The organism is Rhodococcus sp. 06-221-2, from assembly GCF_002258365.1.
Classification (GTDB): domain Bacteria; phylum Actinomycetota; class Actinomycetes; order Mycobacteriales; family Mycobacteriaceae; genus Rhodococcoides; species Rhodococcoides fascians.
On record NZ_NOYJ01000033.1, the window covers coordinates 398,110 to 418,407 of the forward strand.

Consider the following 20,298-nt stretch of genomic DNA (forward strand, 5'->3'; position numbering starts at 1 on the left):
GACGGTGAAGATCCAGAAGAGAATAACCGTCCGGTAGGTCTGGACTCAATCGCGTTTTCGGACACATCCACCGGTTCGGTATGACGAAGCCCACACCCGACCGGCAGGCATGATCGTGTGCATGACCAACCACGGAGCCGTCGAGGCCGGCCGAGTCGTTCTACTCCGTCACGGGGAAACCGAATGGGCCCTCGCGGGTAAGCACACCGGAAACACCGATGTTCCACTCACCGCGCACGGTGAGCAGCAGGCAGTCGAGGCCGGCTCACTGCTGACTCTGCTGAATTTGCGCGACCCGGTGGTCATCAGCAGCCCGCGCGAACGGGCCCGTCGAACAGCCGATCTCGCGGGGCTCGAGGTCGATCGAACATGGGATGCGCTGTCGGAGTGGGACTACGGCGACTACGAGGGCATCACGTCGTCGGAGATCCACGAGACAGTGCCGCACTGGACCGTCTGGACGCACCCGTGCCCGGGCGGAGAGTCGATCGGTGACATCGCTGTTCGCGTCGAACTGGTGTTGTCCGTTGTTCTTCCACTGCTCGAAGGCCGGGACGTGGTGCTGGTGGGACACGGCCATTTCTCGAGAGCACTGATCGCCGGCTGGACGGAAGCGTCCATCACCGAAGGGAAGCGCTTCGCATTGTCCCCGGCCGCCTACTCACTGCTCGGTTTCGAGCACTCCTTTCGACAGCTCATCGCCCACAATGTTCACCCCTCGATTCTCTCTGCAGCCACCGATCGCTCGATCGGCACCGACCCGGCCGGAGGTCCACGATGATCCGCCGCGCCACCGAAGACGATGTATCCGCCATCTGCGGGTTGGTCCACGAACTGGCGGAGTACGAGAAGGCGTCCTCGTTGTGCACGGTCCGAGACGACCACCTTCGGTCGGCTCTGTTCGGTGAGAATCCGTCGGTGTTCGCGCACGTCGCCGAGCACGACGGCGTGGTGGTGGGGTGCGCGCTGTGGTTCTTGAACTTCTCCACCTGGGACGGGGTCAACGGAATCTATCTGGAGGACCTCTACGTGCAGCCGGACGCACGCGGCCATGGGTTCGGAACCGCACTGCTGGCAGCGTTGGCGGCCGAGTGCGAAGCCAACGGCTACACGCGGCTGACCTGGTCGGTGTTGGACTGGAACACCCCGTCGATCGGGTTCTACCGAGCGTTGGGCGCGCAGGCTCAGGACGAGTGGACCACATTCCGATTGACCGACGGTGCCCTGAGGGACCTGGCAGCGAAAGCGTCCTAGAGACGCGGTTCGTCGTCGACGTCGCTGTACTCGGCCGCCATCCACTGCGACGAGGGTGGACTGAACAGCAGCACCAGCACGGCAACCACGACGATTCCCAGAACGATGCCGTAGACGGTCTGATGTGAACCGGTGAGCAGCGACCACACGACGGGAAGCAGCAGTAGCTGTACGACGGTTGCCAGTGCCCTCCCCCACCGTTTGCCGAGAACCAGGGCGACGCCTGCAGCCCCGACCCCGAGGCCCAGCACGCCGAACCACCCGGCCGTGCCGTACCCGTTGGCGACAGCGTTGTCGCCCTCTCCGGAGACCGCGCGCACGACGAGAACGAAGGCCGCGACCAGCGAGACGGCACCTTGTGCTGCGACGAGGACCCCGGCGGATCGAAAAGTGGCCGGTGGGGTGAGGTTCTCGGGTTGGGTGGACACGGGACCAGCCTAGGCAACCGGGAGTGGAGCCTGCGGGACGACCCTGGGCCGGGAGTGGAGCCTGCGGAACGAGCCGGGTGGTGCCGGTGGAGTCCGCCGAGCCACCCGGTTAGTGTTTGTTCCTGTGCGTGCGCTGCTGATCGTCAATCCCAATGCGACTTCTACGACGGCTGCAGCTCGGGATCTGTTGGCTCATGCATTGTCGAGTCGGTTGCGGGTGACGGTGGCGCAGACGACGCATCGTGATCATGCGTCGGAGTTGGCTCGGGGTGCCCGTGAGGACGGGGTGGGCCTGGTGATCGTTCACGGGGGTGACGGCACGGTGAACGAGGTCATCAACGGTCTGCTCGGGGTTCCGTTGCCGACGTCGATGCAGGCGGTGACGATCGGCGCGATTCCGCCTATTGCGGTCGTTCCCGGTGGTAGTGCGAATGTGTTCGCGCGCTCTCTCGGAATCGAGGCGGATCCGGTAGCGGCCACGAATCAGTTGATCGGTCTGCTGGACGCGCGGGCGCGGCGGACGGTCGGTCTGGGGCATTGCGACAACCGGTGGTTCACGTTCAATGCCGGGATGGGTTTGGACGCGGAAGTGTGTCGGGCCATCGATGCGAGCCGGAAGGACGGTACGCCGGTGTCGGCGACGCGTTATCTCCGGTTCTCGGTGCAGGAGTTCTTCAAGCACAAGCGTCGTCCGGCGCAGTTGACGGTGGAGGTTCCCGGGCGGGATCCGTTCGAGAACGTGCACTATGCGTTCGTGTCGAACTCGAGTCCGTGGACCTTCTTGAACGATCGTCCGGTCCATACCAATCCCGGGACCGCTTTCGATTCGGGTCTCGGTGTGTTCGCGATGCGCTCGACGGCACTGTTCCCCACGCTGCGGGTGTCGCGTCAGCTGTTGGCCAAAGGTGCAGAACCGAAGTCTCGCAAGTTGATTCGAGTCGACGACGTCCCGAGTGTTCGAATCACGTCTGCAGAACCGATGGGGCTGCAGATGGACGGAGACTATCTGGGTGAACGCACCGAGGCGGAGTTCTTCTCAACTCCCGACGCATTGGATGTTGTCGCGCCCGTCACGTGAGACCCACTGTGACCTGCGCGCGAAGATGCTCGATGGGCAATTTCCTGCGAAATCACGAGCAATATCTGCCGAGTCGGGGTAGAAAGGAGCGCAGAAGGCTAAAGCGAGCCTAACAGAGTGAGCTTGACCACGGTCACGCGCGTATCCCTTGACTTCACCTGAGTTCGTGAAAGCATTCACAAGCAACAGTGCGGAAACATTGGTTACCCACTCGTGAAACAGAAGAGAAACGAAACGGCGCTTCGGCGCCCGGTAAGGAGCAGAGGATGGACTGGCGCCACAAGGCAATTTGTCGCGATGAAGATCCGGAACTATTTTTCCCGGTGGGAAACAGTGGTCCGGCGCTCGCGCAGATCGCCGATGCCAAAGTCGTCTGTACTCGGTGCCCCGTCACCGCAGAATGCCTGTCCTGGGCACTCGAATCCGGCCAGGACGCAGGAGTATGGGGCGCAATGAGCGAAGACGAGCGCCGTGCACTCAAGCGACGCAACGCACGTACGCGCGCACGTAGCTCCGTCTAGACGCAGACACACAACACTCGGTAGGCCCGGTATCCGCTCAGCGGATACCGGGCCTTCTGCATGTCGGGCTGCATAGCGGGCGCTTCCACAGATCGGGCGTCCTCACGTCACAGTGCGGCCGGTTCGTAACGCACTGTTCACGAGCGGCCCGTCAGGCTCGCGGCACCCGACGGCCCAGTGGCACTCGCAGCATGGCGTCGGTGCCACCTCCAGGAGCCGGATGCAGGCCCAGAGAACCGTTCAGTTCGACCGACACCAGAGTGCGTACGATCTGCAGCCCCAGTCCGTCCGAACGCTCCAACGAGAACCCTGCGGGCAATCCGCGACCGTCGTCGTGGATGACGACGTCGAGCCATTTCGACGAACGATCGGCACCGATGCGCACCACGCCGACCGATCCGGCGTCGAACCCGTGCTCCATCGCGTTCTGCACCAGCTCGGCCAACACCATCACCAGCGGTGTCGCCCGCTCGGCGGAGAAGACACCGAGTTGGCCGTCTCGGACCACCCGCACCCGAGGGTTGACGGTGGCGATGTCGAGCATGATCGGCACCAACCTGTCGACTATCTCGTCGAGATCCACTTCTTCGTCGACCGACATCGACAGCATCTCGTGCACCAGCGCGATGGACGTCACGCGGCGAACGGATTCGGACAACGCGGTGCGAGCTTCCTCGTTCTCGAGGCGACGCGACTGCAGTCTCAGCAGAGCCGCCACGGTCTGCAGGTTGTTCTTCACCCGATGGTGGATTTCGCGAATCGTCGCGTCCTTGCTGAGCAGCGCACGGTCGCGGCGCTTCACCTCGGTGACGTCTCGGACGAGTACGGCTGCGCCCGCGGATCGACCGTGCGGCTGCAGTGCCAACGTGCGCACCAGAACCGTCGCGCCGCGGGCGTCCACTTCCATTCGGTGCCCGACGTTGCCGGACAGTGACGACCGGATATGGTCGGCCACTTCTTGCGAATCGAACGGGTCGGTCACCAGAGACCGCGTCACCGACGCGAGGTCACGGCCCGACAGTTCCGTCGTCAAACCCATCCGGTGGTACGCCGACAGCGCATTGGGGCTCGCGTAATCCACCCTTCCCTCGGTATCGATGCGGATGAAGCCGTCGCCGGCCCGCGGCGACGAGTTGACGTCGGTTCGCTCTTCCGGCGTCGGAAACGTTCCCTCACTGATCATCAGGCACAGATCGTCCGCGCATTCCCGATACGCGACCTCGAGCGCACTCGGCGGACGAAGCTGGGCCGGATTGGTGTCACGGGTCAGCACGGCGATGACGTGCTCTCCACACCGCACGGGAATGCTCTCGCTGCGGGTCAGAACACCACCCTGCACGATCTTTCGCTGTTGCAACGCGACGAGCACTTCGGGGTGCTCGGACTCGGAGATCGTCGTCCCCACGATGTCGTGGGTGAACACCGTCGGCGCGGTGGTGGGTCTGCACTGGGCGACACACAGCACGTCCGCCGACCCGTCCGAGACGTCGTCGGTACCGACCCAGAGCAACACGTCCGCGAACGACAGGTCGGCCAGGAGCTGCCACTCCCCTACGACGCGCTGCAGATGGTCCACCGCGGCACCGGGCAGATCGGTGTGTTCGGCCAGCAGGTCACTGAGGGTCGACACGGGTTCTCACGCAGCCGTCGGTCAGGACACCACAGCGATGAGATCGCCCTGTTGAATGACATCCCCCACTGCGACGTCCACGGACGTGACGGTTCCTGCGGTCTCGGCGAGCACGGGAATCTCCATCTTCATCGACTCCAGCACGACCAACGTGTCACCGACCTCGACGGCATCACCGCGGGCCACGACCACCTGAAACACCGTCGACACCATCTCCGCACGAACATCCTCGGACACCGGCGAACCCCTCTCTCACGACACCTCGAACCGCGGCGGGCACACACCGGAGACCATGCCCGTCACAGTAAGCCAATCACACGTGGGAGACTGTAGTGAACAAACGAGAGGAGCCCATCATGGGAAAGCGTGGACGTAAGAAGCGTGCTCGTAAGGGCAACAAGGCCAACCACGGCAAACGTCCCAACAGCTGACGTTCTGCCACCAGCCACGAAGGGCCGAGAAGCACTGCTTCTCGGCCCTTCGTCGTCGGTACGATCTGGCTATTCGGAGTCGACGCTACGGGTCAGCACCGTACGTCGGATTTCGACGCTGAGTCGCTCGCGGAGCCCGGCGGGCGCTTGATCTCCGCCACATTTACGGGAGATCAGCCGCTTGACCTTCTCTTCGATGCCGTACGCCTCGAAGCACGATCCGCACTCGTCGATGTGCTTCTGCAACCGTTGCCTGCTGGCCTCGTCGCACTCGTTGTCCAACATGATCCATACGTCCGCGATCACGGCCGAGCAATCCAGTCGCTCGAATTCGGCGTCGGCTCCGCCGTCGCCCACAGAACCGCCGCCGATGATGTCATCGCCGGAATCACCGGTGCGCGTCACTGGACTACCTCCTGCTCGTGCCGGTCGACTGCGCCGTCCCGGTTGAATCCACGGTCGCGGGCCACACCCGCCAGCAAACCTCGAAGTTGCTTACGCCCACGATGCAAGCGCGACATCACCGTTCCGATGGGCGTTCCCATGATCTCCGCGATTTCCTTGTACGGGAAACCCTCGACGTCGGCGTAGTACACCGCCATCCGGAATTCCTCGGGCAACGACTGCAGAGCGGCCTTGATGTCGTCGTCCGGCAGTGCGTCCAGCGCTTCGACCTCGGCCGAGCGCAGGCCGGTGGACGTGTGTTCAGCGGTCGCGGCGAGCTGCCAGTCACTGATCTCGTCGGTCGGGTACTGCGCCGGCTGACGCTGCTTCTTGCGATAGGAGTTGATGTAGGTGTTGGTCAGGATTCGGTAGAGCCACGCCTTGAGGTTCGTGCCCTCACGGAACGACCGGAACGCCGAGTAGGCCTTCACGAACGTCTCCTGCACCAGGTCCTCGGCATCTGCGGGGTTGCGCGTCATCCGCAGCGCGGCACCGTACAGCTGGTCGAGCATCGGCAACGCGTCACGCTCGAAGCGTTCGGTCAGCTGGGCCTCGGTCTCGGCTGCCCGCTGCTCGGCGATCGCCTTCTCGTCCGCTTCGGTGGGAGTCCTGGCTTCTGTCACGCTGATCCCTTCGGTAGCTTCCACCACCCAGGCTACCGCGCCCGAAGTCGGCTTCTGCGACGAGATCACCCCCTTGATCGCCAAGGGACGTCCCGCGGTCAGCACTGCCATTCGTCATTCCTTCCGCCTGCATCCGTATCTGCCCTGTCACAACACTGCCGCGCGCCGCGGTGTTCCCGCCGCAGTCGATAGAGTCCGACGAATGGCTGCGTCGACTCCCGCTCTTGCGCTGCTCACCGCACGGAAGGTGGCGCATATCGTGCACACCTACGAGCACGATCCGCGCACGCAGTCGTTCGGCAGCGAGGCCGCCGAGATTCTGGGCGAGCGCCTCGGCGTGCACCCGGAGCAGGTGTTCAAGACCCTGGTCGTCGAACGCGCAGATCGTTCGCTGGCCGTCGCGGTGGTCCCCGTCACCGGACTGCTCTCGTTGAAAGCGGCAGCAGCCGCTCTGGACACGCGGAAGGTCGCGATGGCCGACAGAGCTGCCGCCGAACGGTCGTCGGGCTACGTGTTCGGTGGAATTTCTCCGCTCGGCCAACGTAGATCCCTGCCCACCGTCATCGACGACTCGGCACTCGAGTTCGACCGTGTGCTGTGCAGCGGAGGTCGCCGTGGCCTGGAGATCGAACTCGCTCCGGCCGATCTGATCCGCCTCACGCGCGCCGTCACCGCGCCCATCGCCGCACACTGACCGCCGATGAGCGAAGATGGACCGGTGAGCACTTGGACAGCCCCCGCCGCCGATGGACCCATCGACGCGACAGTCACTCTGCCCGGATCGAAGTCGATCACCAATCGCGCGCTGATCATCGCCTCGCTCGCATCCGGCCCGTCGACCGTCACCGGCGCGCTTCGCAGCCGCGACACCGACTTGATGATCCATGCTCTGGAGACACTGGGCGTGCAGGTGGCCGCCGACCGCAACGATCCGACGTCTCTCCGCGTGACGCCGGGAACGCTGCACGGTGGATCCGTCGAGTGCGGCCTGGCCGGAACGGTCATGCGTTTCGTCCCGCCCCTGGCCGCGCTCGCCGACGGCGTGGTGTCCTTCGACGGAGACGAGCAGGCTCGCATCCGGCCGCTCGACACCATCCTCGACGCACTGCGCGCTGTGGGTGCCGACGTCGACGGCAGCGCGCTGCCGTTCACGATGCGCGGTACCGGTTCGCTGCGTGGTGGATCCGTCGGAATCGACGCCTCGGGGTCGTCGCAGTTCGTCTCGGGCCTGATGCTCTCGGCCGCGGCGTTCGACGAGGGAATCGAGATCCATCACATCGGTAAGCCCGTCCCGTCCATGCCGCACATCGACATGACCGTCGAGATGCTGCGCCGTGCGGGTGTCCGAGTCGACACCCCGGAATCGAGCGGAGACGCGAACACCTGGCGCGTGCATCCCGGTTCGGTCACCCCCGTCGACTGGAGCATCGAGCCGGATCTCTCGAACGCCACCCCGTTCCTCGCTGCCGCCGCTGTCACCGAAGGTGTTGTGCGAGTACCGAATTGGCCTGAGTCGACGACTCAACCCGGCGATGTGTTCCGCGAGATCCTTACGCAGATGGGCGCGGTGGTCGAACTACGCGCAGGGGTGCTGACCGTCGAAGGTCCGAACACGTTGCGCGGCATCGACTTCGATCTACACGACGTCGGCGAGCTGACCCCCACCGTCGCAGCGCTCGCCACCCTGGCCGAGGGGCCGTCCATCCTGCGCGGCATCGCCCACCTACGCGGTCACGAGACCGACCGACTGGCCGCACTGACGACCGAGATAGTGCGCCTCGGCGGGCGAGCGGTCGAAACCGACGACGGCATTCGCATCGATCCCGCACCGCTGCACGGCGGCACCTGGCACTCCTACGCCGACCACCGCATGGCCACTGCCGGCGCGATCGTCGGGCTCCGCGTCCCGGGCGTCGAGGTCGACGACATCGGCACCACTGCCAAGACTCTCCCCGGCTTCGAGAACCTGTGGGACACGATGTTGTCCGCTTCCACACCCAGCGGGGTCGGATCCTGACCGCGCGCCGCTACGACGAGTCCGACGTCCGCATCCGGCCGGGCAAGAGTTCTCGTCCGCGCACCAAGACTCGACCCGAACACAACGACGCCGAAGCCGGCATGGTGGTGTCCGTGGACCGCGGCCGCTGGGGCTGCGTACTCGACGGTGACCCGTCTCGGCCGGTCGTGACGATGCGGGCCCGCGAGCTGGGGCGAACTCCGATCGTGGTGGGCGACGAAGTCGGTATCGTCGGAGATCTGTCGGGCAAGGTCGACACTCTGGCCCGAATCGTGCGCGTGGCCGAGCGGCGAACGGTGCTGCGCCGCACCGCGGACGACACCGACCCGTTCGAACGCGTCGTGGTGGCCAACGCCGACCGACTGCTGATCGTCGCAGCGCTTGCCGATCCACCTCCCCGCACCGGCTTCGTCGAGCGCGCTCTCGTCGCAGCGTACGTCGGCGGACTCGAACCGGTGCTGTGCCTGACCAAGAGCGATCTCGCTGCACCCGACGAGTTCACCGCGTCGTTCGCAGATCTGGACGTCCCGGTGGTACTGGCGGGCCAGTCCGAGGACCTGACCGAACTGACCGCCATGCTGACGAACAAGGTCACCGCGCTAATCGGACACTCCGGTGTCGGCAAGTCGACGCTTGTCAACAGACTGGTGCCCGACGCCTATCGCGCGACCGGGGTGGTCTCGGGCGTCGGCAAGGGCCGCCATACGTCGACGCAGTCGGTGGCGCTGCCGCTACCGGGCGGCGGATGGGTGGTCGACACTCCCGGCATCCGATCGTTCGGATTGGCGCACATCTCGCCGGAGAACGTCGTGGCCGCATTCTCCGACCTTGCCGAGACCATCGAGGACTGCCCCCGCGGCTGCACTCACCTGGGTCCGCCGGCAGATCCCGAGTGCGCTCTCGACACGCTCACCGGGGATGCAGCACGACGGGTGGCTGCCGTACGGCTCCTGCTGGAAGCGGTTCGAACGAACGAAGCCTGGTAGAGACCCACGGGGTCTGTACCAGGCTTCGCTGCTCGGAATCGGAGGCGGTCAGGCTGCTTTGCCGACCAGTCTGCGAATTCCCTTGCGCTTCTTGGTTTCTGCGATCGCGGTCCGAAGGCCACGCCGCTTTCCGGTGTCGGGATCGACGGCGAACAGACCTGCAGGCGCCTGTTCCCATTTACGCTCGGACGCGGTTTCCGGCGCGTCGTCGCTGGTCGCCTTCAAGTACTTGTTCGGAAGCGACAGCTTGGCGATGGTTCGCCAGGACAGGAAGTACTGGTGCACGATCGAACCGGTCGTGTACGGCAGGTCGTACTTCTCCGCGAGTTCGAGAACCCGAACCTTGATCTCCCGCAGACGATTGCTGGGTAGATCGGGGAACAGGTGATGCTCGATCTGGTAGCAGAGATTGCCGCTCATGAACTCCATGACCGGACCCGCGTTGAAGTTCGCGCTGCCCAGCATCTGACGCAAGTACCACTGCCCCTGCGTTTCGCCTTCCATGTCCGACTTGGTGAACTTCTCGGCACCGTCGGGGAAGTGCCCGCAGAAGATGACGGTGTTGGTCCACACGTTGCGCATCATGTTCGCGACGATGTTCGCCGTCAGCGTGCTCTTCCAGGCAGGTCCGGTGAGCAGTGGATGCAGGACGTAGTCCTTACCGATCTGCTTGCCGACCTTCTCGAGAACCTCGCGACGCTTCTGCTCGAATTCCTCACGTGGGACGCGGCCCTTGGCCACCTTGCCCAGTTCCAGGTGCTGCAGCGCCACGCCGTACTCGAAGAACAGCTGCAGCAACAGGTTGTAGACCGGGTTGCCGATGTTGAACGGCTTCCAACGCTGGTCGCGGGTGACACGCAGCAGGCCGTAACCCACGTCGTCGTCCATGCCCAACACGTTGGTGTACTTGTGGTGGATGTAGTTGTGCGTCTGCTTCCAGTGCGCCGAGGGCCCCGTGTTGTCCCACTCCCACGAGGTGGAGTGGATCTCCGGATCGTTCATCCAGTCCCACTGGCCGTGCATGACGTTGTGGCCGAGCTCCATGTTCTCGATGATCTTCGCGACCCCGAGCATGGCGGTACCGACCAGCCATGCCGGGCGGCGGCGACTGGCGAACAGGACTGCACGTCCGCCGATGTCGAGCGAGCGTTGCAGCCGAATCGTGTTCTTCACGTACCGGGCGTCGCGTTCACCACGGGACGCCTCGATGTCTCGCCGAATCGCATCGAGCTCGTGGCCCAATGCTTCGATGTCGGCGTCGGTCAGATGCGCGTATTCCTTGATGTCCGAAATCGCCATGGGAAACAGCCTCCTGGCAGTTGTGAACACACAGCGTGCGGTAGTGAGCCGTGTGCATTTCCGTCACCTACCGTATCGTAACTTACGGTCGCGTAGGTTACGGGCGTGAATCTGTGTGACGATTCACAATCAGGCGGTGACGTCCGATCGCCGGAGCGCCTTCGCCTGTCGTTTGGCTTCTTTCTTCGCGTTGCGCAGAGCTCCTCGCGCCTCCTGCATCGCCGAGCGCAGTCCACGGCGCTGGCCGGTGAGCGGGTCGATCCGAAGTGCGTGCACGGTCGGCGAATCGCCGACGCGCCAACGCCGCTCCGACGATGTCTCGGGCGCGTTGTCCGAGGTTGCGCGCAACCACTTGTCGGGCAGCGACAGCTTGTGGATGGTCCGCAGTGCCAACAGGTACTGCTTACCGAGCGACCCGGTCGTGTACGGCAGGTCGTACTTGTCGCACAGCGCGTGCACCTTCTCGGCGATCTCCGAGTACCGATTGCTCGGCAGGTCCGGGAACATGTGGTGCTCGATCTGGTAGCAGAGGTTTCCGCTCATGAACGCCATGACGGGGCCGGCCTCGAAGTTGGCACTACCGAGCATCTGCCGCAGGTACCACTCGGGACGGGTCTCGTTCTCGAACTGACCGATCGTGAACTTCTCGGCGCCGTCGGGGAAGTGACCGCAGAAGATCACGGCGTAGGCCCAGAGGTTTCGAACCAGGTTGGCCGTGGCGTTGGCGGTCAACGTGGACTTCCACGCCGGGCCGGACAGGGCCGGGAACAGGACGAAGTCCTTGCCGACCTGCTTGGCGATCTTGCGCGCGAAAGCGCGGGCCGCCGGTGACTTGAAGAGGCCTTTTTCGTGTTCCCCGTCGAGCTGCTTCTGAGCGTCGTAGTCGTGCAATGCGATGCCCCACTCGAACGTCGTCGCCAGCACGACGTTGGCGAGCGGCTGAACGAGGTTGATCGGCTTCCACGGCTCGTCGCGGGTCATCCGCAGGATGCCGAAGCCGATGTCGTCGTCCATTCCGACGATGTTGGTGTACGTGTGGTGCGAGTAGTTGTGCGCCCGCTTCCACTGCTCCGACGGTCCGGTCTGGTCCCACTCCCACGAGGTGGAGTGAATTTCCGGATCGTTCATCCAATCCCACTGGCCGTGCATCACGTTGTGGCCGAGTTCCATGTTCTCGATGATCTTCGCGACGCTGAGCATCGCGGTCCCCACGAGCCATGCCGGCCGGTACTTGCTGCCGAGCAGCACGGCGCGTCCGCCGAGCTCGAGCATGCGCTGAGCTCGAATGGTCCGGCGGATGTATGCGGCATCGCGTTCACCGCGACTGTCCTCGACGTCGCGGCGAATAGCGTCCAGTTCGCGCCCGAACGCTTCCATGTCTTCTTCGGTCAGGTGAGCGAACTCTTTGATGTCGGTGATGGCCACCGGGTCCTCCAACAGTTGTGTGCGGCGCCCGAAATACCGGGGTTCAGCGTGGGCAACCTACGTGAGCGTAACCCAGCAGCCTGAGAAGGCAGTGTGCGAAAAACAGACCTACAGTTCCAATGTGCAGTCGCCCGCGGCCGCGGAAATGCACGTCTGGACGCGGTCACCCTCGCTGTGTTCCTTACCGGAACGCAGGTCGATCACATGCCCTGCGGTCAACGGCACCACACACGTCTGGCAGATACCCATACGGCAGCCGAACGGCATCCGAACACCCACATTTTCGCCCGCTTCGAGCAGTGTGGTCGCCCCGTCCGCCGCCGCTTTCTTGTCGGACTTGGAGAACGTGACGGTTCCGCCCGAACCGGACGTATCGGCGCGTGAGATCTCGAACCGCTCGAGGTGCAGCTTGTGCTCGATGCCCTCGCGCTTCCACGTCTTCTCGATTTCTTCGAGCAGTGCCGCGGGACCGCAGGCCCAGGTGTCGCGGGTACGCCAGTCGGGGTACAGCTCGTCGAGCGAGGACAGAGCGAACTTGCCATCGGAACGCGTCAGCTGCACGTGAGAGGTGAACTCGGGATGCGACTTCTCGAGGGCTGCGAGTTCGGCCGCGAACATCACCTCGTCCTCGGTGGGGGCCGAGTGGATATGCACGGTATCGGGCATGTCGCCGTGGCGATCGAGTGCTCTGAGCATCGAGATGACCGGGGTGATGCCGCTACCTGCGGTGACGAAGAGAATCTTGGCGGGCGGCGGAACGGGCAGTGCGAAATTGCCCTTCGGTGCCGCCAGTCGCACGATGGTCCCCTGCGGCACGCCGCCCACCAGATGTGACGACAGGAACCCTTCGGGCATCGCCTTGACGGTGATGGAGATCAGCTTGTCTTCCCAGTTCGGCGGCGAGGTCAGTGAATACGAGCGCCAGTGCCACCGACCGCCGAGATGCAGTCCGATTCCGATGTACTGACCCGGCTGATAATCGAAATTGAAGCCCCACCCGGGCTGGATCACCAGTGTCACCGCGGTAGCGGTTTCCTTCTCCACGCGTACGACGCGGCCGCGCAGTTCACGGGCCGACCACAACGGGTTGGCGAGGTGCAAGTAGTCGTCTGGCAGCAAGGGAGTGGTGATGCGGGTGAAAGCACCACGCAGCATGTTCAGCCTCGGCCGCTTGGGTGCCGAGACACCGGCCACCGGGGCCTCCAACCACTTCTTCAGATCCATCGGGTGTTCCCCATCCCCTCGATCGTCGTACCGAACCGCGTGCGGGCATCGAGGTTACGCTACCGTAGGTTGAGTCCCCTGGTCACCTCTGCAGGCAGCCCAACCGTGGATATCGCCAGGTCGTGGCCGAGAGCAGGATCACAGCAGATCGAGCAGAAACGGTAGTTCCTGGGGGGCGTACCACGCCAGCGTGTGGTCTTCGGCATCACCGAGAACAAATTCTGCGTCGGCGTCGCCCATGTCCGCTGCATCCACGGCGGAGACAGCCTTGGCAACTGCTTCTTCGGCCCCTTCCAGATCGACGTGCACCGACGCGACCTGATCCATTCGCAGCGGTTCCTTCAGCCGAACGACAGCGTCGTCGAGATCGGGACGCAGGGTGGGATCGTCGACGTCTGCGGCAATCACCGCCCGTCGGTAGACCACGCCGTCGGCCACCGTCCCCGTGTCCGCCTCGTCGTCGACGGCCGCGGCGATCAGGCGCAGCGAGGCACGCGCGGCCTCCCCCATCGCGACCTCGGACAACTCCTCGTCGTCGCCCGACGAATACGCCTCACGCAAGGTGGGCGTCACCGCGAATGCGGTGCGCGAGACCGGACTGAACTCGCCCTCGGCTGCGAGCACTTTCAAGAATTCCAGCGTCGCCGGAACGTAGACACGCATTGCAGAAGACCTCACACTCTCGATTCGTTGCTGGCGTCGACCAACTCTTCCAGCGCCTCGTGCAGTAGCGCTGTCACCACATCCACATCGGGCATCGCTCCGCGGTCGGCGTTGAGCCCGAAGAACACGAAACCGTCGTACGACGTCAGCCCGATACTCAACGCCTGATTCTCGAACAGCGGCGACACCGGGTACATCTCGAGCATCCGGGCACCACCGACGTACAGCGGAAACTGCGGGCCCGGCGCGTTCGTGACGATCAGGTTGAACACTCGTTGCGAGAGTCGGCTACCCGCCCGCGCACCCATGGCATGCAGGCTCGCCGGAGCGAACCCACTGATCCGCATCAGCGTCTGAGCCGTCACACCGCGGCTCTGATGAGAATGGGCCTCGGTCGCGTGCGCGATGTGAGACAGCCGAACGACGGCGTTCGACTCCCCCACCGGGAGGTCGACGAGGAACGAGGACACCTCGCTGCGATCGTCCTCGGCCGGCTCACCGGACATGTCGCTGCCCTCACCGAAGCCGACGCGATCGGACGAGACGTACACCGACATCGGCACCATGGCCCGCACCGTGGACGATGCCGTGACGGGTTCGCCGCGCGAGAGCAGCCAATTTCGCAGCGCGCCGGTGACGACTGCGAGCACGACGTCGTTGATCGAGCAGTCGAATCTGTCGTGGATCCTGCGGTAATCGGCCAGCTCGGTCTTGGCCACGGCGAACCGACGATTTCGTGAGATCGGCGCGTTCAGTGGGCTGGACGGGGCGCTCTGTGTCGCGGTACGCAGCACGGCCGCGACCTTGCCCGCGGCGCGCAATGCGTCGCCCGCGAGACCGGCAACCCCGTTGACCGCGCCGCGCAACGTCTCGATGCTCTCGCCCGGACGCACCACCAGTTCGGTGAGCGCGTCGAGCACCAACACCGAGTCCTTGGGCTCACGGGCAGGCATCCACAGCTCCTCGGCCATCGGCGCGGGGTTCTTGCTCGCGTCCAGAATGACCTGACCGATGTCGAGCGCATTTTCGCCGTCGACGAGGGCCGAATGAGACTTGGTGAAGATGGCGAAACGATTCTTCGCGAGGCCCTCGACCAGGTACATCTCCCACAACGGTCGGGTGCGATCGAGCGGCCGTGAGGTCAGTCGCGCGATCAGGTCGTGCAACTGATCGTCCGTCCCCGGCTTGGGTAGTGCCGAACGACGGATGTGATAGGTGATGTCGAAATCCGCGTCGTCCACCCAGACCGGCCGCGCCAAACCGAACGCGACTTCGCGGACCTTCTGCCGGTAGCGCGGAACCAGCATCAGTCGCTGTTCGACCAACGACAGCAGTCGGTCGTAACTGAAACCGCTCCGCGGGGTCCGAAAGACGGCGAGCGAGCCGAGGTGCATGGGACTGCTGCCGGCCTCGAGAAAGTAGAACGACGCATCCTGCGCCGTCAGTCTGGTCGCCATCGCGTGTCTCGGTCCCCGTCCTCGCACGTGGTGCGCCCCGATCGATACCGCCTGTTGCGCGGTGTGCTCGAACTCAGAGTACGTGGGTTCGCGACGTGAGTCCCAGTGCCGGGTGGGCACCGACGTGTCGCCGATCTCGGGAACCGAAAATCGATCGCGACCGTCAATGTCGGTGTGAGCGTCATCGAATCCAACGATCCGCCGGACACCGGGGACGACAGCCCGATACCGTCGCCGGCGGACTCTCGGCTGCGCGCCGAGCACCACTGCTTTCTGTCGCGGCCGACCCAGTTCGAGCCGCCACTCTCGGCAGGCGCGGTGCACACCTGGGGACGGGGTGAGAGCCCGCACAGGCCACCGGAACGCCATCCGGCATCGGTACGCAGCACTCGCCCCCGCCGCCGGGCCGAGGCACCCCATCGACCGATCGTGCAAGACGTGCCCGCCGATGCGCGGGCGAGCGCCGAACGCGCCATGCGGTTGCTCATCGAGGTGATCGACCGCAGGCGCAGTGCCGAGCAACTGTCCTCGTTGTTCACTGCGCCCGTGATCGACCTGATTCGCACCATCGTCCGCACGCCCCCACCGGGACGGCGACTCGGATTCGCCGCGGTGCGTCGCGTGCACGTCGCTTATAGATCGGACACGTCGGCCGAGATATTCGGCTCGTACACCCGCGGCCCACGCACCTTCGCCTTCGCGGGCCGAATCGAGCAGGCGGTCGACCCGCGGCGGCCAGGATGGACGGTCACCTCGCTGCGAGTGGGTTGAGAACACGGGTCGCCCGGCGAGGTCGCGCCGGATCGACCCGGCCGACTACTTCTTGCGCTTGGAGCGCGCCGACTTCTTCGGTGCTTTGTTCTGCGCTCGCGCTGCTTCGCGACGCTCGCGTCGGGTTCCCTCGGCCGCCGACTCCGCGCTCGCTGCAGCATCCGATCGCTGCACAGCCGTACCGCCGCCCTCGGCCGGGCCGGAGAACGTCAATCTCTGTTCGTCCCGCTCGTCGAGTCCTTTGGCACGCAGAGCTGTGGGAGCTGCCTGAGCTGGAGCGGCAGGGGCCGGGGCCGCCTTGGCCGCAGGCCGATCGCCCGTGGCCGCAGGTGCCGACGTTGCCGCAGGTGCCGGGCGACCGGATCCGACGGGTGAGGCCAACCCGGGGGCAACCGCGAGACCTGCGGACGCGGCCGGACCTGCCGGGGCTGGGGTTGCTTCGACCTGGAGGTTGAACAGGAAGCCCACCGACTCCTCTTTCAGCCCGTCGAGCATGCCCTGGAACATGTCGTAGCCCTCCCGCTGGTACTCGACCAGTGGATCTCGCTGGGCCATCGCACGCAGTCCGATGCCCTCCTTGAGGTAGTCCATCTCGTAGAGATGCTCGCGCCACTTGCGATCGAGGACGGACAGCAGAACCCGACGTTCGAGCTCCCGCATTCCGTTCTCGCCTGCGATGCCGTCGATCTCGGCCTCGCGAGCGGCGTAGGCCGAGCGGGCGTCCTCGAGCAGCGCCTCGCGCAGCTCGTCGCGGCTCAGGTCACCCTTCTCGCCGTCCTCGTTCTCGCCCGAGAGAACCTTGTGGTCGATACCGACCGGATACAGAGTCTTCAGAGCCGTCCACAACTGCTCCAGATCCCAGTCCTCGACGTAGCCCTCGCTCGTCGCACCATCGACGTAGGCGGTGATCACGTCGGTGATCATGCCCTCGACCTGGCCCTCCATGTCGGCACCTTCGAGGATGCGCCTGCGCTCCTCGTAGATGACCGTGCGCTGCTGGTTCATCACCTCGTCGTACTTGAGGACGTTCTTGCGGATCTCGAAGTTCTGCTGCTCGACCTGGGTCTGTGCGCTCTTGATGGCCTTGGACACCATCTTGGCCTCGATCGGGACGTCGTCGGGCAAGTTGAGCCGAGTCATGATCGATTCGAGTGCGCCGCCGTTGAATCGACGCATCAACTCGTCGCCGAGCGAAAGGTAGAACCGCGATTCGCCCGGATCACCCTGACGACCGGAGCGCCCTCTGAGCTGGTTGTCGATACGACGTGAGTCGTGGCGCTCGGTTCCGAGAACGTACAGGCCACCGGCCTCGCGCACGGTGTCCGCGTCGGCCTTGACCTGTGCCTTGACCTCATCCAGAGCAGGCTCCCAGGCGGCCTCGTACTCCTCGGGAGTCTCCACCGGGTCCAAGCCCTGCTTACGCAGCTTCAGGTCGGCGAGGATGTCCGGGTTGCCGCCGAGCACGACGTCGGTGCCACGGCCGGCCATGTTGGTCGCCACCGTCACCGCGCCCTGTCGCCCGGCCTCGGCGATGATCGTCGCTTCCTGCTCGTGGAACTTCGCATTGAGCACGTTGTGCGCGACGCCGCGCTTGGTGAACTGCTTGGACAGATACTCCGACCGTTCCACGCTCGTGGTGCCGATGAGAACCGGCTGGCCCTTCTCGTGCCGCTCGACGACATCGTCGACCACCGCGTCGAACTTGGCTTCTTCCGTCTTGTAGATCAGGTCGCCGTTGTCGACGCGGACCATCGGGCGGTTCGTCGGGATCGGAATGACGCCCAATCCGTAGATCTGATGCAGCTCCGCGGCCTCGGTCTCGGCCGTACCGGTCATGCCGGAGAGCTTGTCGTACAGGCGGAAGTAGTTCTGCAGAGTGATCGTGGCGAGGGTCTGGTTCTCGGCCTTGATCTCCACCTTCTCCTTGGCCTCGATCGCCTGGTGCATGCCCTCGTTGTAGCGGCGTCCCACCAGGATGCGACCGGTGAACTCGTCGACGATGATGACCTCGCCGTCGCGGACGATGTAGTCCTTGTCCTTGGTGTAGAGCTCTTTGGCCTTGATGGCGTTGTTCAGGTAGTTCACCAGAGGCGAGTTGGCCGCCTCGTACAGGTTGTCGATACCGAGCTGATCCTCGACCAGCTCGACGCCGGCCTCGTGCACACCGATGGTGCGCTTGCGGATATCGACCTCGTAGTGGGTGTCGACCTTCAGCATGGGGGCGATCCGGGCGAACTCGCCGTACCACTTGCTCGACGCGTCGGCGGGGCCCGAGATGATCAGTGGGGTTCGCGCCTCGTCGATGAGGATCGAGTCGACCTCGTCGACCACGGCGAAGTTGTGTCCGCGCTGCACCAGATCGTCGAGCGAGTGCGTCATGTTGTCGCGTAGGTAGTCGAACCCGAACTCGTTGTTGGTGCCGTAGGTGATGTCGGCGGCATACGCTGCACGGCGTTCGACCGGCGTCATCCCGGACAGGATCACGTCCACCGACAGACCCAGGAAGCGGTGCACACGGCCCATCCACTCCGAGTCACGCTTGGCGAGGTAGTCGTTGACCGTCACCACGTGCACACCGTCGCCGGAGATGGCGTTCAGGTAGGCAGGCAGAACACACGTCAGGGTCTTGCCCTCGCCGGTCTTCATCTCGGCGATGTTGCCGAAGTGCAGGGCAGCTCCGCCCATCACCTGCACGTCGAAGTGCCGCTGGGACAGCACCCGCCACGATGCCTCACGGGCGACCGCGAATGCCTCGGGCAGCAACTGATCCAAGGTCTCCCCGGACGAGTACCTCTCCTTGAACTCGGCGGTCTTACCCCGCAGTTCGTCGTCGGAGAGACTCTCGACGTCCGAAGACAGGGTCGAGACGTGGTCAGCGATGTTCTTGAGCCGCTTGACCATGCGACCTTCACCAACACGGAGCAGCTTGGAAAACGACAGCGACGGCACGGGTTTTCTCGTCCTCGATCCTCGGTTCACGGGTACTGACACGAACAAATCTGTTACTCGACGCGTTACTGCTACCTGCACGAGCGCACGGGTTCGTCACCGTGACGTCCGCGCGGCAGTAACCCGAACGCGTCCATGGTAGGCGGTCTCGCTGTGGGTACGGCAGTCCCACTGTCGGTCCCCGAACGACACCACGCCGGCATTCGGACAACCCCGACACAGCACTGCAGGCTCGACGTGGGGATCGTGTGTCCGGCGTCGAGCCTGCAGTGGTCGGATATTTCACGGACGGCGAACGACCCGTTCGCCGTCACGCTCGGTCAGGTGAGCCTGATCAGGCCGTAGTCGAAGGCATGCCGTCGATACACCACGGAAGGCCGGTCGGTGGCGCTGTCGTGAAACAGGAAGAAGTCGTGGCCGACCAGTTCCATCTCGTACAGCGCATCGTCGACGCTCATCGGTGCGGCCGAGTGAACCTTCGTGCGAACGATGTGCCCGGGGCCGGTCTGATCGTCCTCGAACGAATCCAGCTTGGTCTCGGGATCGAGCGCAAGTGTGTCGTCTTCGGCGAGTTCAGCGGTGGCCTCGGCGACGGATACGGGTCTCTTCTCGCCGTAGTGGACCTTGCGCCGATCCTTGGTACGCCTGAGTCTGCTTTCGAGTTTCGAGGTCACTGCTTCGAGTGCGGCATAGAAACTGTCTGCGCACGCTTCGGCACGAACGACCGGGCCTTTGCCCTTCGCGGTGATCTCCACGCGTTGACATGCTTTGGCCTGACGGCGATTTCGTTCGTGCTGCAGTTCGACATCGAACAAGTAGATGGAGGGGTCGAAGCGCTCGAGGCGAGCCAGTTTCTCGGACACGTATATCCGAAAATGGTCCGGTATCTCGACGTTGCGGCCCTTGACCACAACGTCGGCATTGCTCTTGGCGGGTTCTTCCGAAGGCTTCTCGTCGAAGAAAACCGAGGCTTGTGAAGGGGTCGTCACGTGTACCTCCCGATATCGGCCACGCCCACTGTTGGACGTGGCAGGTGTGCATGCCGAATGGGGAACCTTCCGGCATCTCGAGTCCGGGGCATCACCTCACGTCCGTGTT

21 protein-coding genes are annotated in these 20,298 nt (G+C 64.5%); 9 read left to right on the top strand and 12 right to left on the bottom strand.

Going from position 1 to position 20,298, the window contains the following annotated elements:
• The first annotated feature begins 121 nt into the window (after positions 1-121).
• Together CH281_RS21395 and CH281_RS21400 are read left to right on the top strand one after the other, a co-directional pair.
• A complete protein-coding gene (locus tag CH281_RS21395) occupies positions 122-781 on the top strand; it encodes an acid phosphatase (RefSeq protein WP_052060878.1) in 660 nt (219 codons plus the stop codon).
• Positions 778-1,254, top strand: a complete 477-nt coding sequence (locus tag CH281_RS21400) for a GNAT family N-acetyltransferase (RefSeq protein ID WP_032372690.1) — start codon at positions 778-780, stop codon at positions 1,252-1,254. Before CH281_RS21395 ends, CH281_RS21400 begins: the two co-directional genes overlap by 4 nt.
• Here CH281_RS21400 and CH281_RS21405 read toward each other — a convergent pair.
• Entirely contained in the window at positions 1,251-1,682 is a 432-nt protein-coding gene (locus tag CH281_RS21405) for a hypothetical protein (protein WP_032408113.1), read from the bottom strand. The genes CH281_RS21400 and CH281_RS21405 overlap by 4 nt on opposite strands.
• A 124-nt stretch (positions 1,683-1,806) precedes the next feature.
• Between CH281_RS21405 and CH281_RS21410 the strand changes: the two genes are divergently transcribed.
• Entirely contained in the window at positions 1,807-2,760 is a 954-nt protein-coding gene (locus tag CH281_RS21410; RefSeq protein ID WP_027496525.1) for a diacylglycerol/lipid kinase family protein, read from the top strand.
• Between the two features lie 266 nt (positions 2,761-3,026).
• Positions 3,027-3,281 (top strand): WhiB family transcriptional regulator, encoded by a 255-nt coding sequence (locus CH281_RS21415; RefSeq protein WP_032366305.1) that lies wholly within the window; start codon positions 3,027-3,029, stop codon positions 3,279-3,281.
• Positions 3,282-3,432: 151 nt separating this feature from the next.
• Here CH281_RS21415 and CH281_RS21420 read toward each other — a convergent pair whose 3' ends face one another.
• Both CH281_RS21420 and CH281_RS21425 read right to left on the bottom strand, forming a co-directional pair.
• On the bottom strand, positions 3,433-4,911 hold the full coding sequence (locus tag CH281_RS21420) for a sensor histidine kinase (RefSeq protein ID WP_027496524.1): 1,479 nt from the start codon (positions 4,909-4,911) through the stop codon (positions 3,433-3,435).
• Positions 4,912-4,932: 21 nt separating this feature from the next.
• Positions 4,933-5,148, bottom strand: coding sequence for a biotin/lipoyl-binding carrier protein (locus CH281_RS21425; RefSeq protein ID WP_027496523.1), 216 nt, complete (start codon positions 5,146-5,148; stop codon positions 4,933-4,935).
• Positions 5,149-5,267: 119 nt separating this feature from the next.
• Between CH281_RS21425 and CH281_RS27575 the strand changes: the two genes are divergently transcribed.
• Positions 5,268-5,342, top strand: coding sequence for a 50S ribosomal protein bL37 (locus CH281_RS27575; RefSeq protein WP_370878772.1), 75 nt, complete (start codon positions 5,268-5,270; stop codon positions 5,340-5,342).
• 69 nt (positions 5,343-5,411) lie between these two features.
• Here CH281_RS27575 and rsrA read toward each other — a convergent pair whose 3' ends face one another.
• Entirely contained in the window at positions 5,412-5,699 is a 288-nt protein-coding gene (gene rsrA, locus CH281_RS21430; RefSeq protein WP_027496522.1) for a mycothiol system anti-sigma-R factor, read from the bottom strand.
• Between the two features lie 44 nt (positions 5,700-5,743).
• Entirely contained in the window at positions 5,744-6,520 is a 777-nt protein-coding gene (locus CH281_RS21435) for a sigma-70 family RNA polymerase sigma factor (protein ID WP_027496521.1), read from the bottom strand.
• A gap of 91 nt (positions 6,521-6,611) precedes the next feature.
• On the opposite strand from CH281_RS21435, the gene ybaK reads away from it, so the two are divergent.
• From ybaK to rsgA, 3 genes are read left to right on the top strand one after another with little or no spacing between them, the layout of a single operon-like run.
• Positions 6,612-7,103 (top strand): Cys-tRNA(Pro) deacylase, encoded by a 492-nt coding sequence (gene ybaK, locus CH281_RS21440; RefSeq protein ID WP_032408112.1) that lies wholly within the window; start codon positions 6,612-6,614, stop codon positions 7,101-7,103.
• A gap of 6 nt (positions 7,104-7,109) precedes the next feature.
• Positions 7,110-8,426, top strand: a complete 1,317-nt coding sequence (aroA, locus tag CH281_RS21445; RefSeq protein ID WP_032408111.1) for a 3-phosphoshikimate 1-carboxyvinyltransferase — start codon at positions 7,110-7,112, stop codon at positions 8,424-8,426.
• On the top strand, positions 8,378-9,412 hold the full coding sequence (rsgA, locus tag CH281_RS21450) for a ribosome small subunit-dependent GTPase A (protein ID WP_027496518.1): 1,035 nt from the start codon (positions 8,378-8,380) through the stop codon (positions 9,410-9,412). Before aroA ends, rsgA begins: the two co-directional genes overlap by 49 nt.
• 48 nt (positions 9,413-9,460) lie before the next feature.
• On the opposite strand, the gene CH281_RS21455 is transcribed toward rsgA, so the two are convergent.
• The 5 genes from CH281_RS21455 to CH281_RS21475 form a co-directional block, all read right to left on the bottom strand.
• On the bottom strand, positions 9,461-10,711 hold the full coding sequence (locus CH281_RS21455) for a fatty acid desaturase family protein (protein WP_032408110.1): 1,251 nt from the start codon (positions 10,709-10,711) through the stop codon (positions 9,461-9,463).
• 129 nt (positions 10,712-10,840) lie between these two features.
• On the bottom strand, positions 10,841-12,136 hold the full coding sequence (locus CH281_RS21460) for a fatty acid desaturase family protein (protein ID WP_032366301.1): 1,296 nt from the start codon (positions 12,134-12,136) through the stop codon (positions 10,841-10,843).
• Between the two features lie 108 nt (positions 12,137-12,244).
• The gene (locus tag CH281_RS21465; protein ID WP_027496515.1) at positions 12,245-13,360 is read right to left on the bottom strand and encodes a ferredoxin reductase; all 1,116 of its coding nucleotides are present in this window, start codon (positions 13,358-13,360) and stop codon (positions 12,245-12,247) included.
• Between the two features lie 138 nt (positions 13,361-13,498).
• Positions 13,499-14,023 (bottom strand): DUF6912 family protein, encoded by a 525-nt coding sequence (locus CH281_RS21470; RefSeq protein WP_032366300.1) that lies wholly within the window; start codon positions 14,021-14,023, stop codon positions 13,499-13,501.
• A gap of 11 nt (positions 14,024-14,034) precedes the next feature.
• The gene (locus tag CH281_RS21475; protein WP_027496513.1) at positions 14,035-15,480 is read right to left on the bottom strand and encodes a WS/DGAT/MGAT family O-acyltransferase; all 1,446 of its coding nucleotides are present in this window, start codon (positions 15,478-15,480) and stop codon (positions 14,035-14,037) included.
• A 174-nt stretch (positions 15,481-15,654) separates the two neighbouring features.
• On the opposite strand from CH281_RS21475, the gene CH281_RS21480 reads away from it, so the two are divergent.
• The gene (locus CH281_RS21480) at positions 15,655-16,251 is read left to right on the top strand and encodes an Rv3235 family protein (protein WP_139278451.1); all 597 of its coding nucleotides are present in this window, start codon (positions 15,655-15,657) and stop codon (positions 16,249-16,251) included.
• Positions 16,252-16,296: 45 nt separating this feature from the next.
• On the opposite strand, the gene secA is transcribed toward CH281_RS21480, so the two are convergent.
• Together secA and hpf are read right to left on the bottom strand one after the other, a co-directional pair.
• The gene (secA, locus tag CH281_RS21485; protein ID WP_032408109.1) at positions 16,297-19,200 is read right to left on the bottom strand and encodes a preprotein translocase subunit SecA; all 2,904 of its coding nucleotides are present in this window, start codon (positions 19,198-19,200) and stop codon (positions 16,297-16,299) included.
• A 320-nt stretch (positions 19,201-19,520) separates the two neighbouring features.
• On the bottom strand, positions 19,521-20,189 hold the full coding sequence (hpf, locus tag CH281_RS21490) for a ribosome hibernation-promoting factor, HPF/YfiA family (protein WP_027496511.1): 669 nt from the start codon (positions 20,187-20,189) through the stop codon (positions 19,521-19,523).
• Between the last annotated feature and the right edge of the window lie 109 nt (positions 20,190-20,298).